Origin of the sequence: Mycolicibacterium vaccae NBRC 14118 = CIP 105934, assembly GCF_001552715.1 — a bacterium.
Taxonomy (GTDB): domain Bacteria; phylum Actinomycetota; class Actinomycetes; order Mycobacteriales; family Mycobacteriaceae; genus Mycobacterium; species Mycobacterium vaccae.
The window spans coordinates 14,851-33,389 of record NZ_BCRS01000029.1; the positions used below are offsets into that span (position 1 = coordinate 14,851).

The window sequence follows — 18,539 nt, forward strand, 5'->3', positions numbered from 1 at the left end:
CTAAACCTGCCTGACCGTGCGGGGAATCCACAGTCGATTGCTTCTGTCCGCGGCAACCTGGCGTGCCGCTTTCAAGTGTGGGATAGTTCGACACACATTTGGGGGAATTTCTAACGGCGGCAGGCCAGCCTCATCGTCTGATTGCGGAGCAATCGAGATGCGAGTGAGCGAGTCGGCAAATATAGCAAGGAAGCGCATGAAGATTGCAGTTCTCGGAACGGGTTACCTAGGTGCCACGCACGCGGCTGCAATGGCAAGCATTGGCCATGAAGTTCTGGGGGTGGACGTAGACGAGGCCAAACTTGCCAAACTCAGTGCAGGCGAAATCCCCTTCTACGAACCAGGATTGGAACATCTCACGAAGCAGCAACTGGACTGCGGACGGCTGCGCTTCTCGTCGTCCTATGCTGAAGCAGCCGACTTCGCCGATGCCTTTTTCCTCGCAGTCGGCACCCCTCAACGCAGAGGCGAGTACGCAGCAGACGTTTCAGCGATCGACAGCGTGATCACTTCGCTTGCGCCGTTGATATCCCGGCCGGCTGTAATATTCGGCAAATCCACTGTGCCTGTGGGTACCGCAGAACGCCTCCGCGCACTGGCACAACATATTTCACCTGCCAACGACTCGCTAGAAGTTGCCTGGAATCCTGAGTTCCTCCGTGAGGGACATGCAATTAAAGACACGCTAGAACCCGACCGCCTCGTGCTAGGAACCGCGAGGACAGAGACAGGACGAGCCGAAGCGGTCGCGCGCGAAATCTACGCACCGCTAATTGCACGGGGTGTGCCCTTCCTTACCACCGACCTCGCAACCGCTGAGCTAGTAAAGACTTCGGCAAACGCGTTCCTGGCGACAAAGATTTCCTTTATCAATGCCGTCGCTGAAGTCTGCGAGGCCGCAGGAGCCGACGTGGTAGAGCTAGCCGATGCGCTCGGCTACGACGCCAGGATCGGACGTGCTTTTCTCAACGCCGGCTTGGGGTTCGGGGGAGGATGCTTACCTAAGGACATTCGCGCATTCATGGCTAGGGCAGGTGAGCTGGGCGCCGATCAGGCCCTCACCTTCCTACGCGAAGTTGACAACATCAACATGCGCCGACGGACCCAGGTCGTGGAACTTACACGCCAGATGTGCGGCTCTCTATTGGGGGTGCGGATTGCTGTGCTCGGAGCAGCCTTCAAGCCTGACTCAGATGACGTCCGAGACTCACCTGCGCTGAACGTCGCTGGCCAACTCCAACTGCAGGGCGCGGCTGTGACCGTCTACGACCCCAAAGCAATGGACAACTCCAAAGCGCTGTTCCCAACATTGGGATACTCCATGTCCGCCCTGGATGCGTGCGAACACGCCGATATCGTTCTCGTCCTTACCGAGTGGGCTGAGTTCCGCGAAATCGACCCCGGCGAACTAGCTACACATGTGAGCCACCGCCGAGTTGTAGATGGCCGCAATTGCCTCGATAGCCGAGCGTGGCGACAAGCCGGTTGGGAGTACCGAGGGTTGGGTAGACGGGGTGTGGAATGACCGCCGCCCGCCGAAATCTTGCTGGGTTCACCGGGTCTGGGTACCAACGTGGGCGCTCTGTGGCTTGGCAGTTAGCATGGCTATTCGTATCGGGCGCAATCGTGATGCGTTGGTGGTGCCCAAATCGGCTGCGCATCTTCCTTTTGCGAAAGTTTGGAGCGTCAATCGGAAACGGCGTGAATCTAAGGCATAACGTCCGCATCCATTGGCCTTGGAAACTGCACGTCGGGGACTACAGCTGGGTAGGTGAGAATACCTGGATCCTCAACCTCGAACCGGTAACGATTGGCGCCAACGTTTGCATTTCGCAGGACGTACTGCTTTGCACAGGCAGCCACGACCGACGGTCGCCTACTTTTGAATTCGACAACGCCCCGATCACCATTGAGGATGGGGCTTGGGTGGCGGCTCGCGCGACGGTCCTGCGCGGTTCCGTCATCCAACACGACGCCGTTGTCGGCGCGACCGCACTCGTTCCGGGAGGCCAAGTCAAGGCAGGAACCGTTATGGTAGCTCCTGCTGCGGTGGCGTTGGACGGTGGACACACTCGTGCTCGTGGGCCATCGGCCTGAGTGGGAAAGCCCTGCCGATCGATCCGCATCGGCACGGCCAGCCTCGATAGAGCGCAATTGCTCTCAGTCGTGCGGGGGTGGACGTAGATTCAGCCCGCGACGAACCGCTCGCATTAGAGAGGGATGACGAATGCCCACCCCATCCGCCAACCAACCGAAGCTCCGTGTCTGCTTCTTCATCCCTGGTTTTGATTATGGCGGTGCACAGAAGCAGTGCATCCTCTTAATCAACGAACTTCAACGCAGAGACGACGTAGAACTAACTCTGATCCGATTCCGCCCTGGAGCGCAGGATCACCTCTTAGAGACGCACAATCTCCGATGCGAATATGTCAAAGTTCGATCCAACTTCGACATACGTGCGGTGATCACAGTTGCCCGTTTAGTCTCGGCCTATAAAATCGATGTCATTATCTCTTGGGTAAGAGTCTGCGACGTGTACTCGTACTTCATTCGCCGCTTGACCCCCAAAGTTAGATGGGTGATGACCCAGCGGAACTCTCGCCACGCGGATACATGGCTATTTCGGCTGCGCGATTTTTTGGGCCAACGAGCCGATGCTATTGCCGCCAACTCACCAGGCGGCGTGCAGTGGTGGAGGGAAAGACGTACCGGCGGCAGCGTGCATCTAGTCAGCAACATCGCCGCTCCTCGGCACGAACCTGGCACTGAGCAACGCAAACAAAGCGTTCTCTACGTGGGCAGACTCGAACCGCAGAAGAATGTCGAAACAATGATAAAGGCATTTGCTCTTGTTGCGCAGTCTCATCCGACCGTCTCAATATGGGTTTGCGGGGATGGCTCGCTGCGAGCACAGTTAGAGCAGATCGCAGTACGGGCAGGCCTAGAAGACAGAATTGAGTTCCTAGGCTTCAGGCAGGACGCAACCGAGTGGATGGCTCGTGCCCGGGTTGTAGTGAGCCTGAGCGACCACGAAGGAATGCCTAACGTGCTAATGGAGGCCGTTCAGGCTAAATGCACGATAGTAGCCTCAGGGATCAAAGAACATATCGACTTCCTCGGACCGTCGTATCCATTACTTGTAGAGAACCACCACGACGCGGAAGAGGCTGCGGCAAAAATAGCTGAGGGCCTTCGAACAAACTGCAGCTCGGATCACTTAACGCATGCTCTTAAGCGCCTCGAAAGCATGGAAGCCTCCGAAGTTGCTGATTCTTACATGCAAATCTTTCAATCGGTGGCCTTACCGAAAACTGAGGGATGTAGCACGAGTGAACGATAAAGATACCGACGGGCGCCCCACTCCACTTCGAGTAATAGTCATAAGTCACGCATATAACGGCCCCGGAAGGTTAGAACCGTTCGCCGAATTAGGCAAACGGGTCAATTTGACGCTTGTAGGCCCATCGAACCATCCAAATGGGGCTTTGGAGAACTTGGCCTCCACCCGGCAACTTGTCCATATAGTTGGGTTGGACGCGATTTCATTCGGGCGCACGCAATACATGCTCCGCGGCGTGCGTTCAGTCCTTCGGAATAGCCAACCCGACATCGTCTGCATCGAGTATGACCCGTGGCACCTTCAATTCGTACAGGTGCTGGTCGTTTTGAAACTAATACGATCAGACGCGCGCCTCATTCCTGTCGTCAAAAAAAATACTTTTAGAAATCCGTCATCAAAGTTCGGTAAGATGAAGCGGTTGCTAGCACGTTGGGGAATAAATAGAGCAACAGCGATAATCGCGGCTAGTGGAATGACGCGCGAGATGTACATTCGCGAACTGGGAGCTCGCGAATCGCAGGTGCACGTCCAGCCGCATCTGGCTGTAGATGTTTCCCGATTTGCACCTGCGGAGTCCAAACCAGATTCTCCAACGGTCCGCATCGCCTTCGTAGGCAAAATTGGCTCCGTCAAAGGAGTGCCGGATCTCCTGTCCGCGTTCAAATTAGTACAGCAGCGGTGCACTACGACTGTCGAGCTGCGCTTGGCCGGCAGCATCGTTGATCCCACGGTTAAGTCCCTGCTGGCATCTGTGGACAGCGTAAACTACGTCGGGCCGATCAACAATGAAGAATTGCACGGATTTCTGAGCGAAGTCGATATTTTCGTAATGCCCGCACAGGTCCTTCCCGACCATCAAGAACATGATGGTCGAGCCGTTCTCGAGGCGATGTCGGCGGGAATCCCGTGCATCGTAAGTACGAGTGGGATACTTCCCGAGCTGGTATCCCGCGCGGAAGGCCGAGTCTTTCCCACGGGTGACGTATCCCGTTTCGCGGATTGCCTCGAAGAGCTGATCACCGACTCCGAACTACGACGGGAACTCGGCAATCACGCCAGAAAGCGAGCCATGGCACAGGCCAGCCCGTCAGCACTCGCGACACAAAGGTTGGCACTATTCAACAAGTCTATGGAGGTAAAGGATGAGCAATCACCCAGCCGGCGATAACGCGGGGTACACGGCCCGTAGCGAATATCTGGCAGAAGACGTCGCTCAGAACTATGTCAGAAACCGCTTCAGCGGCGCGTTAGGCAAATATCGCTATCGGCGCGAACAACGTGCGGTCAACAAGCTACTCGGGCAACTTCCCGCTGATCAGATAAGCGCGGTACTGGACTGCCCGACGGGAATCGGCCGCTGGATACCTAATCTTGCTGCTGTATCGCCTCAGCGGATAGTGGGTGTTGACGTATCCCCAACGATGTTAAAAAGGGCAAGGGAGGTCCGCATTGCGGGTGTCTCACTGGAATTTCAAGAGGGAGTCGCCGAATCCCTCCCCTTCGAAGCCGGCGAGTTCGATTTGGTGTTTTGCCATGCTCTGTTGAAACACCTGCCTGAAGCAGCACAGCTAGAAGTCCTACGGGAACTCGCTCGGGTTTCCGGCAAGTATGTCCTGGTTGCTGCTTCGGTACGCCGCGGGCCAGCCGGTATTATTCGGCAGTTTAGACAAGCAAAAGGCGCAGTCGCCGTTAAGCAGGACTGGTTCGAGAAAGCGGCCGCGTCGAACGGCTTGAGTGTGATCTCTTCCCGCAAAGCGACTACTCCTCTGGGCGTGGAGTACAGCTACCTGCTGCGAAAGGCATAAGATTCGCTCCCTGCTTGATTCATGGGTGACGAGGCCCCATCCTAGGAGGACATATCATCCGTGTAGCGAACTCTTGGGCTACATCTAGTGATTATCGCCTCGCGCAAAGAATTCGCAGCCATTTTCTCTTATCTGTACATTATGAATTAGCGCAGAAAGAATAAATCTTGATTCGACGACTGGCTTCAGCGATCCACCGGCGACGTGACCCCATAGGGTATGCACGGTCGATAGGAGTGACCGTGGGGAACGGATGCAGACTCATTCGCGTCACCTTTAGCAGAGAGCCCTATCTAGTTCAACTCGGCGATCATGTAAGCGCTACTCGTACACACTTTGAAACTCATGACGGCGGGGTCTGGGTACTCCGCGACGAGCATCCGGATATCGATATAGTTCGTCCCATACGTGTGGGTAACAACGTATATTTCGGCTATGGATGCATAGTCTTGCCTGGTGTGACTATCGGCAATAACGTCGTCGTGGGCGCTGGGTCGATCGTTACCCGTGATATACCCGACAACAGTGTGGCCGTGGGCATCCCGGCGAGGGTGATCAAGCCACTTAGCGAGTACGCTGAAGCTGCTCTGAAAAGGTCCCATCCCACCAAGCGTATGGCAATTGCGCAGAAGAAAGCCTATTATTCTCGCCTTTATAATGCAGACTGACTACGGGCGCCAGCGCTCTCGTAAATAGAACGATGAATTGCTGAACGAAAATTTACGCTTCTGACGGGCGCCTTCAATTGGAGCACGCAATGCCAGCGGCATTCTCTTGATCAAATCCTTCAAACGAAGACGTAACGAAGGAGGTTGACTGCTTGCACCGGAACCCCACGTCGTGACGTAATCGCTCTGCAATGGTGGCTGGGAAAACATCTTTACGTGATCTATCTTCTTTGCTTGCACCATCATCATAACTGGCTTCTTATTCAGCAGCCCTACACGCTGCCGTACCTGGTTGGGATCCACAACACTGTAAATAGTGGATTTCTTCGTTAGCTCCACCCCTGGGTAACGCGCCTCGTAGAGCATGACATGATCAATTTGGAAGCCATTCTCGCTAGAGAAAACCCTAAACATGAACTCCGGGCTAAATTGATAGAATCCGTGCCCCATCAAATTATTTGCCGGCGAATTCGTAAAAATAGTCCCACCGACCTTCAACATGTCCGCGAGATTAGCGAACGATGTAGAAATATCGAATATATGTTCGAGTGAACCGCCGTCAATTACCGAATCATATCGACTGTGCCATGACTCTGGCACGGGCTCATTCATATCATGGATAGTATCGGCACCTTGATACGGAGACGCATCAAGTACAGTGATTGATTTTGCTTCCATGAAATCCCGGAGGAACCCGTCGAGATAGTCTCCCCAGCGATAATTGTCAAGGGACGCAGGCGAGACACCATAGTGCTGACGGTACTCCCGTTGAAAGAACGATACTTCGCTCGGAAAAAGCCTCAAGGATTGGCGACCTAGAGTAAGTACCTCGTCGAAGCAGACCCCGCTGCGCTTCGCGTCCCAGAGCAACCTTGCCCCCAAATATCCAATCCCCATAGGCAAGAATTATGCCACAGGAAAATTCTGACGGGCGTCCATCAACAGTGGGCAGCCGATTCCGGTTCGACACTTCTCGGGCACTGTTGGAGAGAACCCCGTGCACGCGCCTCGTCTGGCGACGCGAAGGGCGTCAGCTACGCAGCAAGCGGAGCTCCGCCTACGGCCGGCTCTACGCTAGGAGGCTTTTCGGCGCGTCGATACGATGGGCGTTGAAAGTCCGCTCTCGACGTTTATTATCGTCGCGATCGTTTGTCCTCGCACGAGGCCAGCCGATGGGTGCCCTAACCAGAAACGCGAGCCGACCATGATGCGTGCCTGCACGCATCAGCTTTAGACGATACGGAAGTCGACCACATTATGAAAAAAGAACAGAGCTAGGCAGTGGACTCGGATACGCGTCGCAATATACATGCCTACTATTTGAACTTCATTGTGGTGGCCATTGTAGGATTTATTGTAAATCCTCTTTTGCTAGCCGCACTCGGCCCGCTCATGTTTGGGATATGGAAGTCGCTTCAAAGGTATCTAGATTTCGCTACAGTTGCAGACGGGCGCGCTTCCCAGGCATTGAAATGGGTCGTCGCAAGTAGATCCGGGTATAGCGACGACGAGAAGCGGCGTGATATTGGCGCTGCGATCATGATATGGATGCGCTGGCTCCCCGCTGCGGCAATCGTTGCTGGTGGGGTAACGCTAGCATCGCCATTGCTAATTAGCGGCATACCCGAAGATTCGAAACGGATTGTTTACACCGCAGCTGCAATATTGGCCGCCAACACCGTGTTACTCGGCTTCATGTCAGTCCCCGACGCGGTCCTCACGGGAGTGAATCAGGGCTACAAATCAATGCTTGTCACCACATCCGTCTTCGTGGCGAGCAATGGGGCGATGGTCGTGGCTGCGTTTCAGAGCTGGCCACTGTGGTCCTTGGCAATAATCATCCTTACCGCCGCAGTTATAAACGCAGCCATTACTCTGCTTGTTGCGCGGAGGTCAATCTCCTGGTGGGGTATCGCACGGCCGCACCGAACCGACATACGGCGCGTTTTTGGGTACAGCGCTTGGACGCTTGGTTGGGTCGTCGTTGACAAGCTTTTTCTCGCATCTGAGCTGATCCTCATCAGCATCATGTTGGGAGCTGTAGAAGTTAGTCGCTACACCTTCACCACTTACGTAATGCAATTTGTCCTATCCATAGCGCTTGTGACAGCTAGCGGCTTCATGCCCAAACTTGGCGCCCATCTCGGGGCGTCGGAGTACGACGACGCTGCGGTACGTGCACGCTCCGTGCGCCACCTCGTAATGGGACTTGCGGTACTCGGCAGTAGTGCGGTCCTCGCCTTCAACGGCGCTTTCGTCTCAATCTGGGTGGGTAACGACCAGTATCTAGGGAATTCTCTAAACGCGCTTTTAGTAATTTGCGGACTTCAACTTGCCCTTCTTCGGATGGACGGACAGATTCTGGACGTAACCATGCGGATCGCACCGAAAGTGATGGTGGGGCTCTTCAGTAGTGTAGGTGCGATAGTTTCGGCTATAGCGGTATTTGCCGCCACCGATAGCCTCGCTATAGCTTTGCTTGCAATCATTGCGTTCCGATTTGTGCCTAACATCGCTTACCCGATCTTTGTATCTCGAGCGATTCCGCGGTCAGCTGTGCCTTCACGGGCCTTGATAGCAGCGGCAGCATTACTTTTGTTGTCGTATGTCGCCGGTGGCCTCATAACCAACTCGAATCCCGCGCAAAGCGCGATGATTATCTTAGTGTGGTTTGCAGCCTTCTGCACCGCGGTATGGTTCGGACTGCTTCCCCGGTCTACTGTGCGAGATATGATCAGCCGGCGCCGTTAGCGCCAACTTCCACTCGGGAGAACGATTTTTCGACGCGAGAGCTGATCGACGGGCAGCGGTCGGCCTCTGGAAGCATCTAGCCGTAGTACTCGCGATACCACGAAATAAACCGAACAACACCTTCAGTGACAGGTGTAGACGGCACGTTGCCGGTTAATTCAAGCAGAAGGCTCGGATCGGCGTATGTTTCAACGACATCACCAGGTTGCATGCCGAGCATCGTTTTCTGCGCGTTCTGACCGAGCGCGTGCTCAATCGCCGAAATGTATTCCATCAAGCCTGTCGGCTTCCCGCCGGCGATGTTTACTACCCGGAAAGGAGCCACCGGGCTTATCGAATCAACATTAGAGCTGGACACGAGCGGAGGTTTTCTTGCTAGTGCGACTATGGAATCCACGAGGTCGTCTATATAAGTGAAGTCTCGACGCATATTTCCGCTGCCGTATACTTCGATTGGCCTACCCTCAATGATCGCCTTGGCGAATTTGAACAATGCCATATCCGGTCGCCCCCACGGTCCGTACACCGTGAAAAAGCGAAATACGGTGGTCGGTATGTCAAAAAGGTGTGCGTAGGTATGACACATCGCCTCGCCGGACTTTTTAGTGGCCGCATATAGTGACACTGGGAAGTCTGTGCGGTCGGTCTCGCTAAATGGCATTTTTGCGTTACCACCGTAGACTGAGCTTGTTGAGGCAAACAAGAAGTGGTCCACGGGATTACTACGTAGTACCTCAAGCAGGTTAAATGTGCCGTTTACGTTGGATTGCATATACGCTTCGGGCGCTTCTAACGCGTACCGAACTCCCGCCTGGGCCGCTAAGTGGATGACAACCTGGGGTTTGGCCCGCTCGACGGCCTGCCGAAGTCCAGCACTGTCCTCCAGGAGCCCCTCCGTAAATGCGAAATCTTGGAAGTTCTCTAATCGACGCAGCCTTGCGCCCTTCAGCTCCGGATCATAATATGCCGTCATTCCGTCGTAACCCGCGACTTCGTGGCCTTGTTTAAGAAGCTGCTCCGCAACATGATACCCGATGAAACCCGCGGCACCGGTTATGAAGTATCGCACTTTACCCCTTTTCTATGATTTCCGCGTACTTTGAGCACATCCGTTGCGCAATAGCCGACCAAAGGTACCTCTGTGACATAGTTCGCGCATGCTTGGCATATTCATCGAGAGTAGCCGCGGGAAGATTGACTAGATCGCTAACGATGCGTTCCAAATCGGTTAGATCACTTTGTATGCGCACGCCGACTTGGTTATTAAATAGCTCCGGCAGATTGCATTCATCGGTAAGTATCGGCACCGCGCCGTGATGCAGGGCTTCGAGCGCGGCCATAGGCAGTCCTTCGCTCAGTGAGGGAAGGATGAAGAAACGTGTCGCGTTGAAAGCCTCTTTTTTTGCATCGCCGTAGAGGGCGCCCACAAAGCGGACATTCGAGGATCCGTTAGCTATCGACACGAGTTCGGTCTCGTAGGCCAGGTCTCCCCATCCTGCGATGGTAAGCATGATGTCTTTCAGCGCAGCTGATTGTCGCCACAATTTGGCAAGTTCGATCACTTGCTTCTTAGCGTGTAGTCGACCAATATAGAGAGCCCCATCGCGCGGCGTTTCTTCGGTCAACCCAACCTCGCCTATACCGTTCGGGATGATGAACGTCCGAGCTAATGCGCTTGGCATAAATTTCAATATCGAATCGTACTCAGATTGGCTGAGGGCATGTACATAAGCTTTTCTAAGCGCTGGGCGCTCAAACAAAGTTGCATGGACCTGTTTAACGTGCTTACTGCGCTGGAGTATCCAGGGGTCAAGCATCCCCCGCGGCGAAATGACGGTCGGCGTTCCGATTCTGGTCGATATAGTGGCGTAGATCGACGCGGCCGACCATATACCATGAACGTGGAGAATATCAGGCTTGAATCGCCTGAGCGCATTGATGGGTTCGAGCTTCAGCCCGTATCCCCCCTGTGGCACCGAGTACGAAAGTAATTTTACAGCGCCCCATTCACTCCTGTCTTCTTTAAAATACTGATCCTGGCCGCCAACAACCAGAACCTCGGCGCCGGCTTCCATTTGTGCCTTCGCAAGTCCAGAAACTGAGTAATATAGACCGCCAGCGGTCCTTGATAGGTGAGTCGAGAAGTGAATAATTCTCAATTTATGTCCAATGTGCAGGGCGGGGTCGGGAGAGCGATTGTCCGATCTAGGGCCGCTTTGGCTTGCTCGGACCTTAAGTGGGCCACTAGCCTGTTGAGGCGGCTATCTGGCACCACTTCACGCCCATTCGCAGCGCTCCCAGGAGGGGTTAGCCTGTGCTGCAATCGTCCCAAAGTTCGTTCCCATGATCTTGATATCGGATATTACATTGACTCTGTTGCTTTAACTTGCTTGCTAGCGATCGATCTAAGTAACTGCTCGGCTCCCGCTTTATCGCGGGTGCGGTATGCCTGCCGCTCGTGTTCAACGCTGGTATTGCGCCTGCGGCAAACCAATGCAGCAGAGTTGCGACATTCGCCTGTCGGGCCGCCAGAATCTCAGCTATATCGATGCCGTGGCCGCCCGCGCGCGCGTTCCTCATGTAGAACTAGGTGTGCCAGATGGCGGCTCCGATCACGCCTACGGCGACTCTAACTGTTGTGCAATCAGCGGTGTGAGCTTGTCTGTAAGTATCTCGTGACCTCTATCAGTGGGATGGGTCCCGTCCCGGCCAATCTCATCAGCGGATAGCCAGTCCTCAGCAATCGGATCAATAAATGTAGCGCCTGCCGCTTCGGATTGAGTCTTGACGATGTCTCGCGCTCGCAGAATTCCTGGCACCGACGACGCCACCAACCACGGGGGTCCGACGACAAGAATTCTCGCTTGGGGAGCGATCTCCTTAACGCGTATGAGTGTGGCCTGCACCGCCGCTTCGAGGTCATCAGGCGGTGCTCCCGCGTCGTTGACAGATCCAACTATGATAAACAGCTGGTATGCTGGACCGCTCAAATTGCTCACTTCGTCTATGAACCTAAGGCCGCTGCGGCTGCTTCGGTTGACGTAGCCGGCGCCCCCTTCGGCGGCGATCCGCGGGTAGATGTCAATTCCTTGATCGCGCAACCGCACTTCGCTTTGGCGAGGCCAGCTTCGGCTCCCGGAACCTCCCACTGGGGTGCCCGAGGTATAGGAGTCGCCGACCATCGCGACTGGGACTCCTGGATCGGCGATGACCGGAGGCGGTGTGTACCTCGATTCATACTCGGGCGGCGACTTATGGCAGCTCACTAGCGCAAAGGCAACCAATACAGCAACGATGTAGCGCACACTCACCCCTTGGGTACTGACGTAGAGTGGGCTCTTACCGTCGTTAAGAGCGCACCAGACACATGCGACATGGACCAGCAACTTTGTTCGAGATTGCCCCGCCCCCGTAAGCCCAACGCCATTTCGTCGGAACACACCCCGCCTTCCGGAGATTATCTCTAATCGTAGTAGAGGTTCTCGACGCTCTGTCGACGACGGTTGAAAAGTAGGCCAGAAGCGACGGTGAAAAGTAGGCCACGTGGTCGTGGCCTATTGTGCCGTGTTGTCGGCTCTGGCGGAGGGCAAGGTGTCGATTCCGGTGTCCCTGAGCCGATAGCTGGAGCCTTTCAGGGTCAAGACGTCGGCGTGGTGCACGATGCGGTCGATCATCGCCGCGGCCACCACTTGATCTCCGAAGACGTCGCCCCAGCGGGCAAACGACAGGTTGGAGGTCAGGATCAGCGAGGCGTGTTCGTAGCGGCTGGAGACCAGTTGCAAGAACAGGTTCGCCGCGTCCTGTTCGAAGGGGATGTAGCCGACCTCGTCGACGATGAGCAGGCCGATGCGCCGCAGCTTGACCAGTTCGGCGGGGAGTCGGCCGGCGTTGTGGGCTGCTTTGAGGCGGGCGACCCAATCCACCGCGGTGGCGAACGCGATGCGATGACCGGTCTGGGCGGCCTTGACCGCCAGTCCGATGGCGAGGTGGGTCTTGCCGGTTCCGGGCGGCCCGAGCAGCACGACGTTAGATGCCTTGGCCAGGAACGCACCAGTGCCCAGGTAGGCGATCATGTCCCGGTTTAGCGCCGGTTGGTGATCGAAGTTGAAGTCTTCTAACGACTTGCGGGTCGGGAACCCCGCGGATCGGATGCGGGTCGCTGCACCAGAGGCTTCGCGGACCGCGACTTCCCGCGACAGTACCGCCGCGAGGTAATCCTCGTGGGTCCAGCCGGCGTCGCGGGCTTGCTCGGCCAACCGGGCGGCGGACTCGCGGATGCGCGGCGCCTTGAGCGCCTGTGCGTAGTGCAGGACGGCCTTCATCGGATCCTCGGCCATGATCAGGCCACCTCACCATCGGAAGTGACTGTGCCAGCGATGAAGTCGACAGAGAACGCGCGGTCGTAGTCGGCGAGGTCTCGCACCAGCTGATCACTCGCCGCCGGCGGCGGGCCAGCTTGGAACTGGTGGCGCAGCGCCGCGGCTGTCGTGACGTGCGTGGGGTCGGTCAAGGTTTGTCGCGCCGCCCAGCAGCGGTCATGAGCCGCCAGCAGGCGGCCCGATCGGGTCACCGTCACCTGGGTCAGGGTGGTGGTCACCTCGACGAGTTGGCCGATCGCACTCGGGTCCACGGAGTAGTCGTTGCCGGCCACCCGCACGTAGTAGTCACGTCCCAGCCGCACCGAAGTCACCGTCCGCACCACCGGTGGCACCGGCGGCAGCGCCAGCATCTGGGCTCGGTCGGCATCGAGGAAGTCCACCGGACGACCACCATCGAGCACCCTCACCCTTCGCGCGTTGGCGGTCGGAAGCCATTGCCCAAGTTGGTTATTGAAGTCTTGCGGCGAGGTGAAGCTGCGGCCGGGCAGAAATGAGGTCTCCAGATACCGGTTAGCTCGCTCCACCATCCCCTTAGGTTCGGGGCCATAGGGCTTCAGTTGCACCAGCCGCGACCCGAGCGTTCCCATCAGCGCAGTGACCGGCTCGGTCAACCGGCCGCGGCGTCCGATCCCGGCCTCGTTGTCCCACCACAACTGACGGGGCACCGCGGCGAAGTTGCCCGCAAGCAGCTGCCACACCCCCGCCACCAAGTCCATGGTCTGACGCGACGGCAGCATCACCGCGGCGATGAACCGGGAGAACGCGGCCACCATCACCAGCACCGGCAACAACGCCTCCTGGCCGAACCCGACCGTAATCTTGGGCGCCGGGAACCACAGGTCGCACTGCATCACCCGACCCGGCGGATGCTCGAGACGGTCCACCGGATCAGCGGGCAAATACTCCGGCCGGATCGCCCGCACCCGCTCCCGAAACCAGGAGATCGAGCCTGTCCACCCGACGCGCTCAGCGATCACCGTCGCCGGCATACCGGGATACGCCGACAACAACGCCCGAATCCGCGGCTCAACCTCGGCAATCGCCGACGGCGCAGACGCCCGCACGTACTTCGGCGGCCCATCACTGGCCAGCGCACTGGCCACCGTGTCTCGCGCGATGCTCAGCTGCCGTGCGATAGCCCGCTGCGACAACCCCTCGCTGCGATGAAGATGCCGGATCAAGGCCCAGTCTTCCAAGGAGATCACCCATCCAATCTGATTGGGTGGCCTACTTTTCAACCGTCGCGACTGGCCGGGTTCTCAACCGTCGTCAACACGCTCTCAGGTGTGGAAGTCGTCGAGGTCCTCGTAAGGTTCGCCCAGTCTTCAACACACGACCCACACGGATGCGAACCGACATGCCAGCGCCGAACCGCTGAGCAGCCAGGCGAAGGGACCGCCCCTTCCTCGTGACGACAACGAGCCAGCCGCATACAACCGGCTTCTGACAATGCAGCATTACGGTGGGACACGGAGACCTCCGAGAGTGCGAAGCGTTCCTCGACAGCCCCAAAAGTCCACTCGGAGGTCTCCATCGTTTTCACCACGCCAGGCCCTAGACGTCCGGGCCAGTACAACTTGGCCTTGGGAGCGATGACACAACCGCTGGACTATTCGCTAGCATGGCCGCATTAGTCTCCAACAGGTGCGCGCATGCGACGCTCGACCACACCGGACTGAGTGGGCACTACGCATCGGGGGGAACCGGGGAGGATGACAGCATGGGTACGAACATCTCGCCGCGGTTTACGATTTGGTGGCACAATAACGATCGTCACCTACAGGATGATCGCAAAATTTTCTATTTGCAAATCGCGGGCAGAAAGACAAATGATTCGCAAAAACTAAGCGATGGCGAAAAAGATTGCCCAACGAACTGACAACAAGGCGCGACCTAGCGGGCCGCGCGAGTACCGTAAAACTGCCACTGCCCGAAATCTGGGTAGTAATGACACTACTTGTCGCCTACGTCGGAGCGCCCCTAGGGGCAGACGCACCGATCCTCTGGGCGTGCCTCGTATTACACTATGCCCTAATTATCGCCTCTGTGTGGAAGCCGTCACGCGTGTACCGCGGATTGCCAACGTTCGTCACAGCAGAATTTCTTTTCTTATTCTTCGCCTATCTTATCTATTTCCTCCCATACCAGCTTTTCCTACTTGATATTAACGACTTGGAAGCCAGTCAGCGTTTCCCAGGAAAAGCATTTAGTGATCAATCGAACCACGCCATTCTATTAGCCTCGATAGGCATGGTTTCTTTTCGAGCCGGGCTCCGCTATCTGAGACCAAACTCCACCCTCCAGCGCACGAATGAGCACAAGCGCGTAACGCGACTTGACGCGCTAAGCGCTGACTCGCTGGCGCTCCCGGTCTTAGCCCTTCAAATCCTACTTATCGCCTTCTATTTGGCATTCGGATTTAAAGCTGAGGCAGAGGGCCGCTATACGGACAGTACTGCTGGCGGCAACTTCGCCGAGGGAATTTATACGGGAATAACCGTTCTTTGCATGGTCGCAGTTGCATTAATTCTTACACCGAATCGAAGCCGGGCAGCTGCAGCCCCAAAGTCGATTTTCCTATGGGCCGCAGCGGGTGTCGCGCTCCTTTGGGCCGGCCGAATACTCCTGGCAGGCGACCGCAACAGTTTCCTACTTATCGGCATAGTTGCTCTTGGTGGCATCTTTACATTCCGCGTCCGCATCGGACGATGGGCACTAGTCACCTGCTGCGCTATTGCTTTGGTCATGTATAACGCCATTGAGCAGTTCCGTAAAGGGCGAGTCGACTCCCTCATGCAATACGCGTTCGGAGAGGCGGCGTCGGGCACAGCGTCGGCCGATAGCAGCTTCAACATCAGCACCATCTCCGTGCGGGCCGCTCTAGCGAATGTGCCTGAATACTTCGATTACGGCTACGGCTTGTACAAGCTCGTCGGCTTGGCCGGAGTAATTCCATTCATTCGTGGCGCCGTAATACCACCGGAGATGCCTTTTACGCAGAGTTCCGACGTGCTTGTGATGATATTGCTCGGCCCCTCAGCCACATGGGGAGTGGGGACCAACGTAATCGCCGACATCTACATGGATTTCGGGCTGTTCGGCGTCCCCATACTGCTGTTCCTGGTGGGCCTCGGAGTGGCGTATACGCGTGTATCCTTAATCAATCACCCCGACTCCCCTTGGCGGGCAGTGTTCTACTTAGTCACCCTCGCTCTTGTGGCGGAACTCCCTCGCTATTCGCTCACATTTCCGGTAAGGCCGCTAGTTTGGGTATTTCTGCTCTTCTGGGCAGTAGCCGTACTGACGCCAGCAATACGGCAGCAACACCCTAGCCGAGGACACCATAGGCGCCGTGCAGCTCAACAGCGGCACCAAGCACAGATATGAACACCAACTACCGGTCGAAACTACTGAGCCATGACCATCAACGAACGTACGAGAGATTAAGCTCGGCCTATGAGGTCGCCCCAAGGCGTATGCCTATTTAGCCTTAACTTCCCGCCTGAACCCACAGGTATCGCTCCATACGCGGGGGCGCTAGCTGACGGGTTGAGCAAGGCCGGCTTCTCAGTCACAGCGCATGTCGCACATCCGCACTATCCAGAATGGATAATTGCCGACGATTACGGGCAATGGACGCGCACGGAAGAACGCGGACGTACGTCAGTGCGCCGCCGCCTACATTATGTTCCCAGAACGCCTCGGGGTTATCGTAGGTTGCTGTCCGAGTTGACCTTCGGCCTGCGCCTGATATTTGACAACTGGCGCTATCCTGCCGCGATCGTAAGCATCACACCCTCGTTGTTCGCAACAGCCTTGGTCGCACTCCGTCTGCGGCTCACTCCAAACCGTCCGCCGTTGATTATTTGGGTCCAGGATCTCTATGGCGTCGGACTAGCCGAGGTGGGCGAAGGAAGCTCCTTAGTGCAGAGAATCGTCCGTTGGATCGAATCAAGCACATTTCGTGCCGCTGACCACGTTGTGGTCATTCACGAGCGATTCAATGCGCTCGTGACGCAGGAACTCGGCGTAGCCGCCGACCGGGTATCGGTCATCCGAAACTGGACCCACCTAGCCGATCCCCCCAATACAACCGCCGTCCAAGCGCGACGACAGCTCGGCTGGCCTGCAGATGTGATACTTGCTGTCCACACTGGAAATATGGGGGCGAAACAGGGACTAGAAAATATCGTAGACGCGGCACGTCTTGCGGAGGCGCGCAATTCTTCTGTGCACTTTGTGTTAGTCGGAGACGGTGGTGAGCGGAAGCACCTAGAAAGTCTCGCAAATGGTGTGTCACATATCAGCTTCGTCGATCCTTTGGATGATCACGACTACCATTTGGCTCTCAGTGCGGCAGACGTGCTGGTTGTGAACGAAAAGCCTGGCGTGGCATCAATGGCCGTGCCGAGCAAACTTACTTCCTACTTCAATGCTCAGCGCCCCATAGTAGCGGCGACGGATCGTGCGGGGATAACTGCGGAAGAAATCTTCGCCGCAGACGCGGGATTAGTGGTCCCAGCTGGCGATCCGGAGGCCCTTCTTTCCGCTATTCAGAGTCTATGTGCGGATGAGCAGGCCGCCGAGCGATACGGCAAAAATGGTCGACAGTACCGTGACGCGGTCTTGGGTGAGCCCGCTGCCCTTGCGAAGTGGAGCGACTTAATCCAGCAGAAATTTCGCGATTCCAACCAAAACTAAAGGCAGGTGTCGCCGATCCATCGAGCGGCTTAGTCAGTCGACCGCTTTCGTGCATAAACGTTGAGAACGGGGCTCATTGCATCGGGAGCATGCTTGTTTGCAAATTTGAGCAATCTGTATAACCACGGCATACCAAAGTGATACGAGGGTTCTGGCGCGTGCCTCACTATATATACGTCCGCTCGATCGCCAAATGCATCTGTTAATGCGCGGGGAGTGTTCAGCTTGTATTGAGTAGGGAAAACATCTTTGGCCTTCCGGTTAGGTTGGCTCCGCGTAAGCACTTTCACGTGAAGGCGATTAGGCACCATCCGCGCACTCATTGCTATGTAGCCCCATTTATTGGGCGTAACTGCGGCAATTACGCCGCCCGGCTTAGCGACGCGCAGAAGTTCGGAAATGACGAAATGAGGATCTTCAATGTGCTCGAAAACGAACCGAGCGACGACGAGGTCGAATCGTTCATTTTCGTACGGCAGCGGCTCCCCAGTGACGATCACCTTTGCGTCGTCGAGGAAAGGATTCTCAAGTATCACCGGATCAACGTCGCAGCCATCTAGGTGCTTGCAGCGGCCCTTGAGGTCGGCCATACTTCGGCGGAATTCAACTTGGTCGTCAAAGAGCGGCCCACCTCTACCCGCGCCAAAATCTAGGACCGTGTCAGAGGGACGCACGATTGCTGCAATCTGATTGAAAAAACTAACAGTCCCGTCGACATGTGTAAACCCGCCGATGTTTACTTCGGGATAAAATCGACGTTTAAGCGACTCATCATCCATGTATTCACTCTACAAGTTCTCGCTTGTTTCGGCCGTAGCCGATCGCATCAAATCCGCCCATTCCATCACGCAATCGAAATTATGCCGATGTTGAGTGGTCGCACATGCAGATTCAT

General features: G+C 56.3%; 16 protein-coding genes. 9 read left to right on the forward strand and 7 right to left on the reverse strand.

Annotated features, from left to right (window positions below; translation table 11 throughout):
• Positions 1 to 196: 196 nt before the first annotated feature.
• The 6 genes from MVA01S_RS08255 to MVA01S_RS31925 all read left to right on the forward strand — a co-directional run bounded on the left by MVA01S_RS08255 (position 197) and on the right by MVA01S_RS31925 (position 5,813).
• Complete coding sequence (locus MVA01S_RS08255) at positions 197 to 1,525, forward strand: UDP-glucose dehydrogenase family protein (protein WP_040540453.1); 1,329 nt, start codon at positions 197 to 199, stop codon at positions 1,523 to 1,525.
• Positions 1,522 to 2,097 (forward strand): LbetaH domain-containing protein, encoded by a 576-nt coding sequence (locus MVA01S_RS32420; protein WP_003929393.1) that lies wholly within the window; start codon positions 1,522 to 1,524, stop codon positions 2,095 to 2,097. Before MVA01S_RS08255 ends, MVA01S_RS32420 begins: the two co-directional genes overlap by 4 nt.
• A 130-nt stretch (positions 2,098 to 2,227) precedes the next feature.
• Positions 2,228 to 3,340 (forward strand): glycosyltransferase, encoded by a 1,113-nt coding sequence (locus MVA01S_RS30275; protein WP_081528983.1) that lies wholly within the window; start codon positions 2,228 to 2,230, stop codon positions 3,338 to 3,340.
• Positions 3,225 to 4,508, forward strand: a complete 1,284-nt coding sequence (locus MVA01S_RS30280) for a glycosyltransferase family 4 protein (protein WP_081528984.1) — start codon at positions 3,225 to 3,227, stop codon at positions 4,506 to 4,508. Before MVA01S_RS30275 ends, MVA01S_RS30280 begins: the two co-directional genes overlap by 116 nt.
• Positions 4,483 to 5,145, forward strand: a complete 663-nt coding sequence (locus tag MVA01S_RS30285; RefSeq protein ID WP_003929391.1) for a class I SAM-dependent methyltransferase — start codon at positions 4,483 to 4,485, stop codon at positions 5,143 to 5,145. Before MVA01S_RS30280 ends, MVA01S_RS30285 begins: the two co-directional genes overlap by 26 nt.
• Positions 5,146 to 5,555: 410 nt before the next feature.
• Positions 5,556 to 5,813, forward strand: a complete 258-nt coding sequence (locus MVA01S_RS31925; RefSeq protein ID WP_306307753.1) for a DapH/DapD/GlmU-related protein — start codon at positions 5,556 to 5,558, stop codon at positions 5,811 to 5,813.
• Here MVA01S_RS31925 and MVA01S_RS31270 read toward each other — a convergent pair whose 3' ends face one another.
• Positions 5,814 to 6,710: a class I SAM-dependent methyltransferase gene (locus tag MVA01S_RS31270; RefSeq protein ID WP_003929389.1), complete on the reverse strand. Its 897-nt coding sequence runs from the start codon at positions 6,708 to 6,710 to the stop codon at positions 5,814 to 5,816. It lies immediately after the preceding gene.
• A gap of 384 nt (positions 6,711 to 7,094) precedes the next feature.
• On the opposite strand from MVA01S_RS31270, the gene MVA01S_RS30775 reads away from it, so the two are divergent.
• A complete protein-coding gene (locus MVA01S_RS30775) occupies positions 7,095 to 8,564 on the forward strand; it encodes an oligosaccharide flippase family protein (RefSeq protein ID WP_110765577.1) in 1,470 nt (489 codons plus the stop codon).
• A gap of 76 nt (positions 8,565 to 8,640) precedes the next feature.
• Here MVA01S_RS30775 and MVA01S_RS08270 read toward each other — a convergent pair whose 3' ends face one another.
• From MVA01S_RS08270 to istA, 5 genes are all read right to left on the reverse strand, one after another.
• On the reverse strand, positions 8,641 to 9,633 hold the full coding sequence (locus tag MVA01S_RS08270; protein ID WP_003929388.1) for an NAD-dependent epimerase/dehydratase family protein: 993 nt from the start codon (positions 9,631 to 9,633) through the stop codon (positions 8,641 to 8,643).
• Between the two features lies 1 nt (position 9,634).
• Positions 9,635 to 10,723: a glycosyltransferase gene (locus MVA01S_RS30295; RefSeq protein ID WP_003929387.1), complete on the reverse strand. Its 1,089-nt coding sequence runs from the start codon at positions 10,721 to 10,723 to the stop codon at positions 9,635 to 9,637.
• A gap of 459 nt (positions 10,724 to 11,182) precedes the next feature.
• On the reverse strand, positions 11,183 to 11,869 hold the full coding sequence (locus MVA01S_RS30300; protein ID WP_144033029.1) for an SGNH/GDSL hydrolase family protein: 687 nt from the start codon (positions 11,867 to 11,869) through the stop codon (positions 11,183 to 11,185).
• Between the two features lie 249 nt (positions 11,870 to 12,118).
• A complete protein-coding gene (gene istB, locus MVA01S_RS08275) occupies positions 12,119 to 12,901 on the reverse strand; it encodes an IS21-like element helper ATPase IstB (protein ID WP_003929386.1) in 783 nt (260 codons plus the stop codon).
• 2 nt (positions 12,902 to 12,903) lie between these two features.
• The gene (gene istA, locus MVA01S_RS08280) at positions 12,904 to 14,148 is read right to left on the reverse strand and encodes an IS21 family transposase (protein ID WP_040540458.1); all 1,245 of its coding nucleotides are present in this window, start codon (positions 14,146 to 14,148) and stop codon (positions 12,904 to 12,906) included.
• Positions 14,149 to 14,890: 742 nt separating this feature from the next.
• Between istA and wzy the strand changes: the two genes are divergently transcribed.
• Both wzy and MVA01S_RS08290 read left to right on the forward strand, forming a co-directional pair.
• Positions 14,891 to 16,330 carry an O-antigen polysaccharide polymerase Wzy gene (gene wzy / locus MVA01S_RS30305; protein WP_081528987.1) on the forward strand — a complete coding sequence of 480 codons (1,440 nt, stop codon included), beginning with the start codon at positions 14,891 to 14,893 and terminating at the stop codon, positions 16,328 to 16,330.
• A gap of 69 nt (positions 16,331 to 16,399) precedes the next feature.
• Positions 16,400 to 17,644 carry a glycosyltransferase family 4 protein gene (locus MVA01S_RS08290; protein ID WP_003929384.1) on the forward strand — a complete coding sequence of 415 codons (1,245 nt, stop codon included), beginning with the start codon at positions 16,400 to 16,402 and terminating at the stop codon, positions 17,642 to 17,644.
• Between the two features lie 29 nt (positions 17,645 to 17,673).
• Here MVA01S_RS08290 and MVA01S_RS08295 read toward each other — a convergent pair whose 3' ends face one another.
• On the reverse strand, positions 17,674 to 18,423 hold the full coding sequence (locus MVA01S_RS08295) for a class I SAM-dependent methyltransferase (RefSeq protein WP_003929383.1): 750 nt from the start codon (positions 18,421 to 18,423) through the stop codon (positions 17,674 to 17,676).
• Between the last annotated feature and the right edge of the window lie 116 nt (positions 18,424 to 18,539).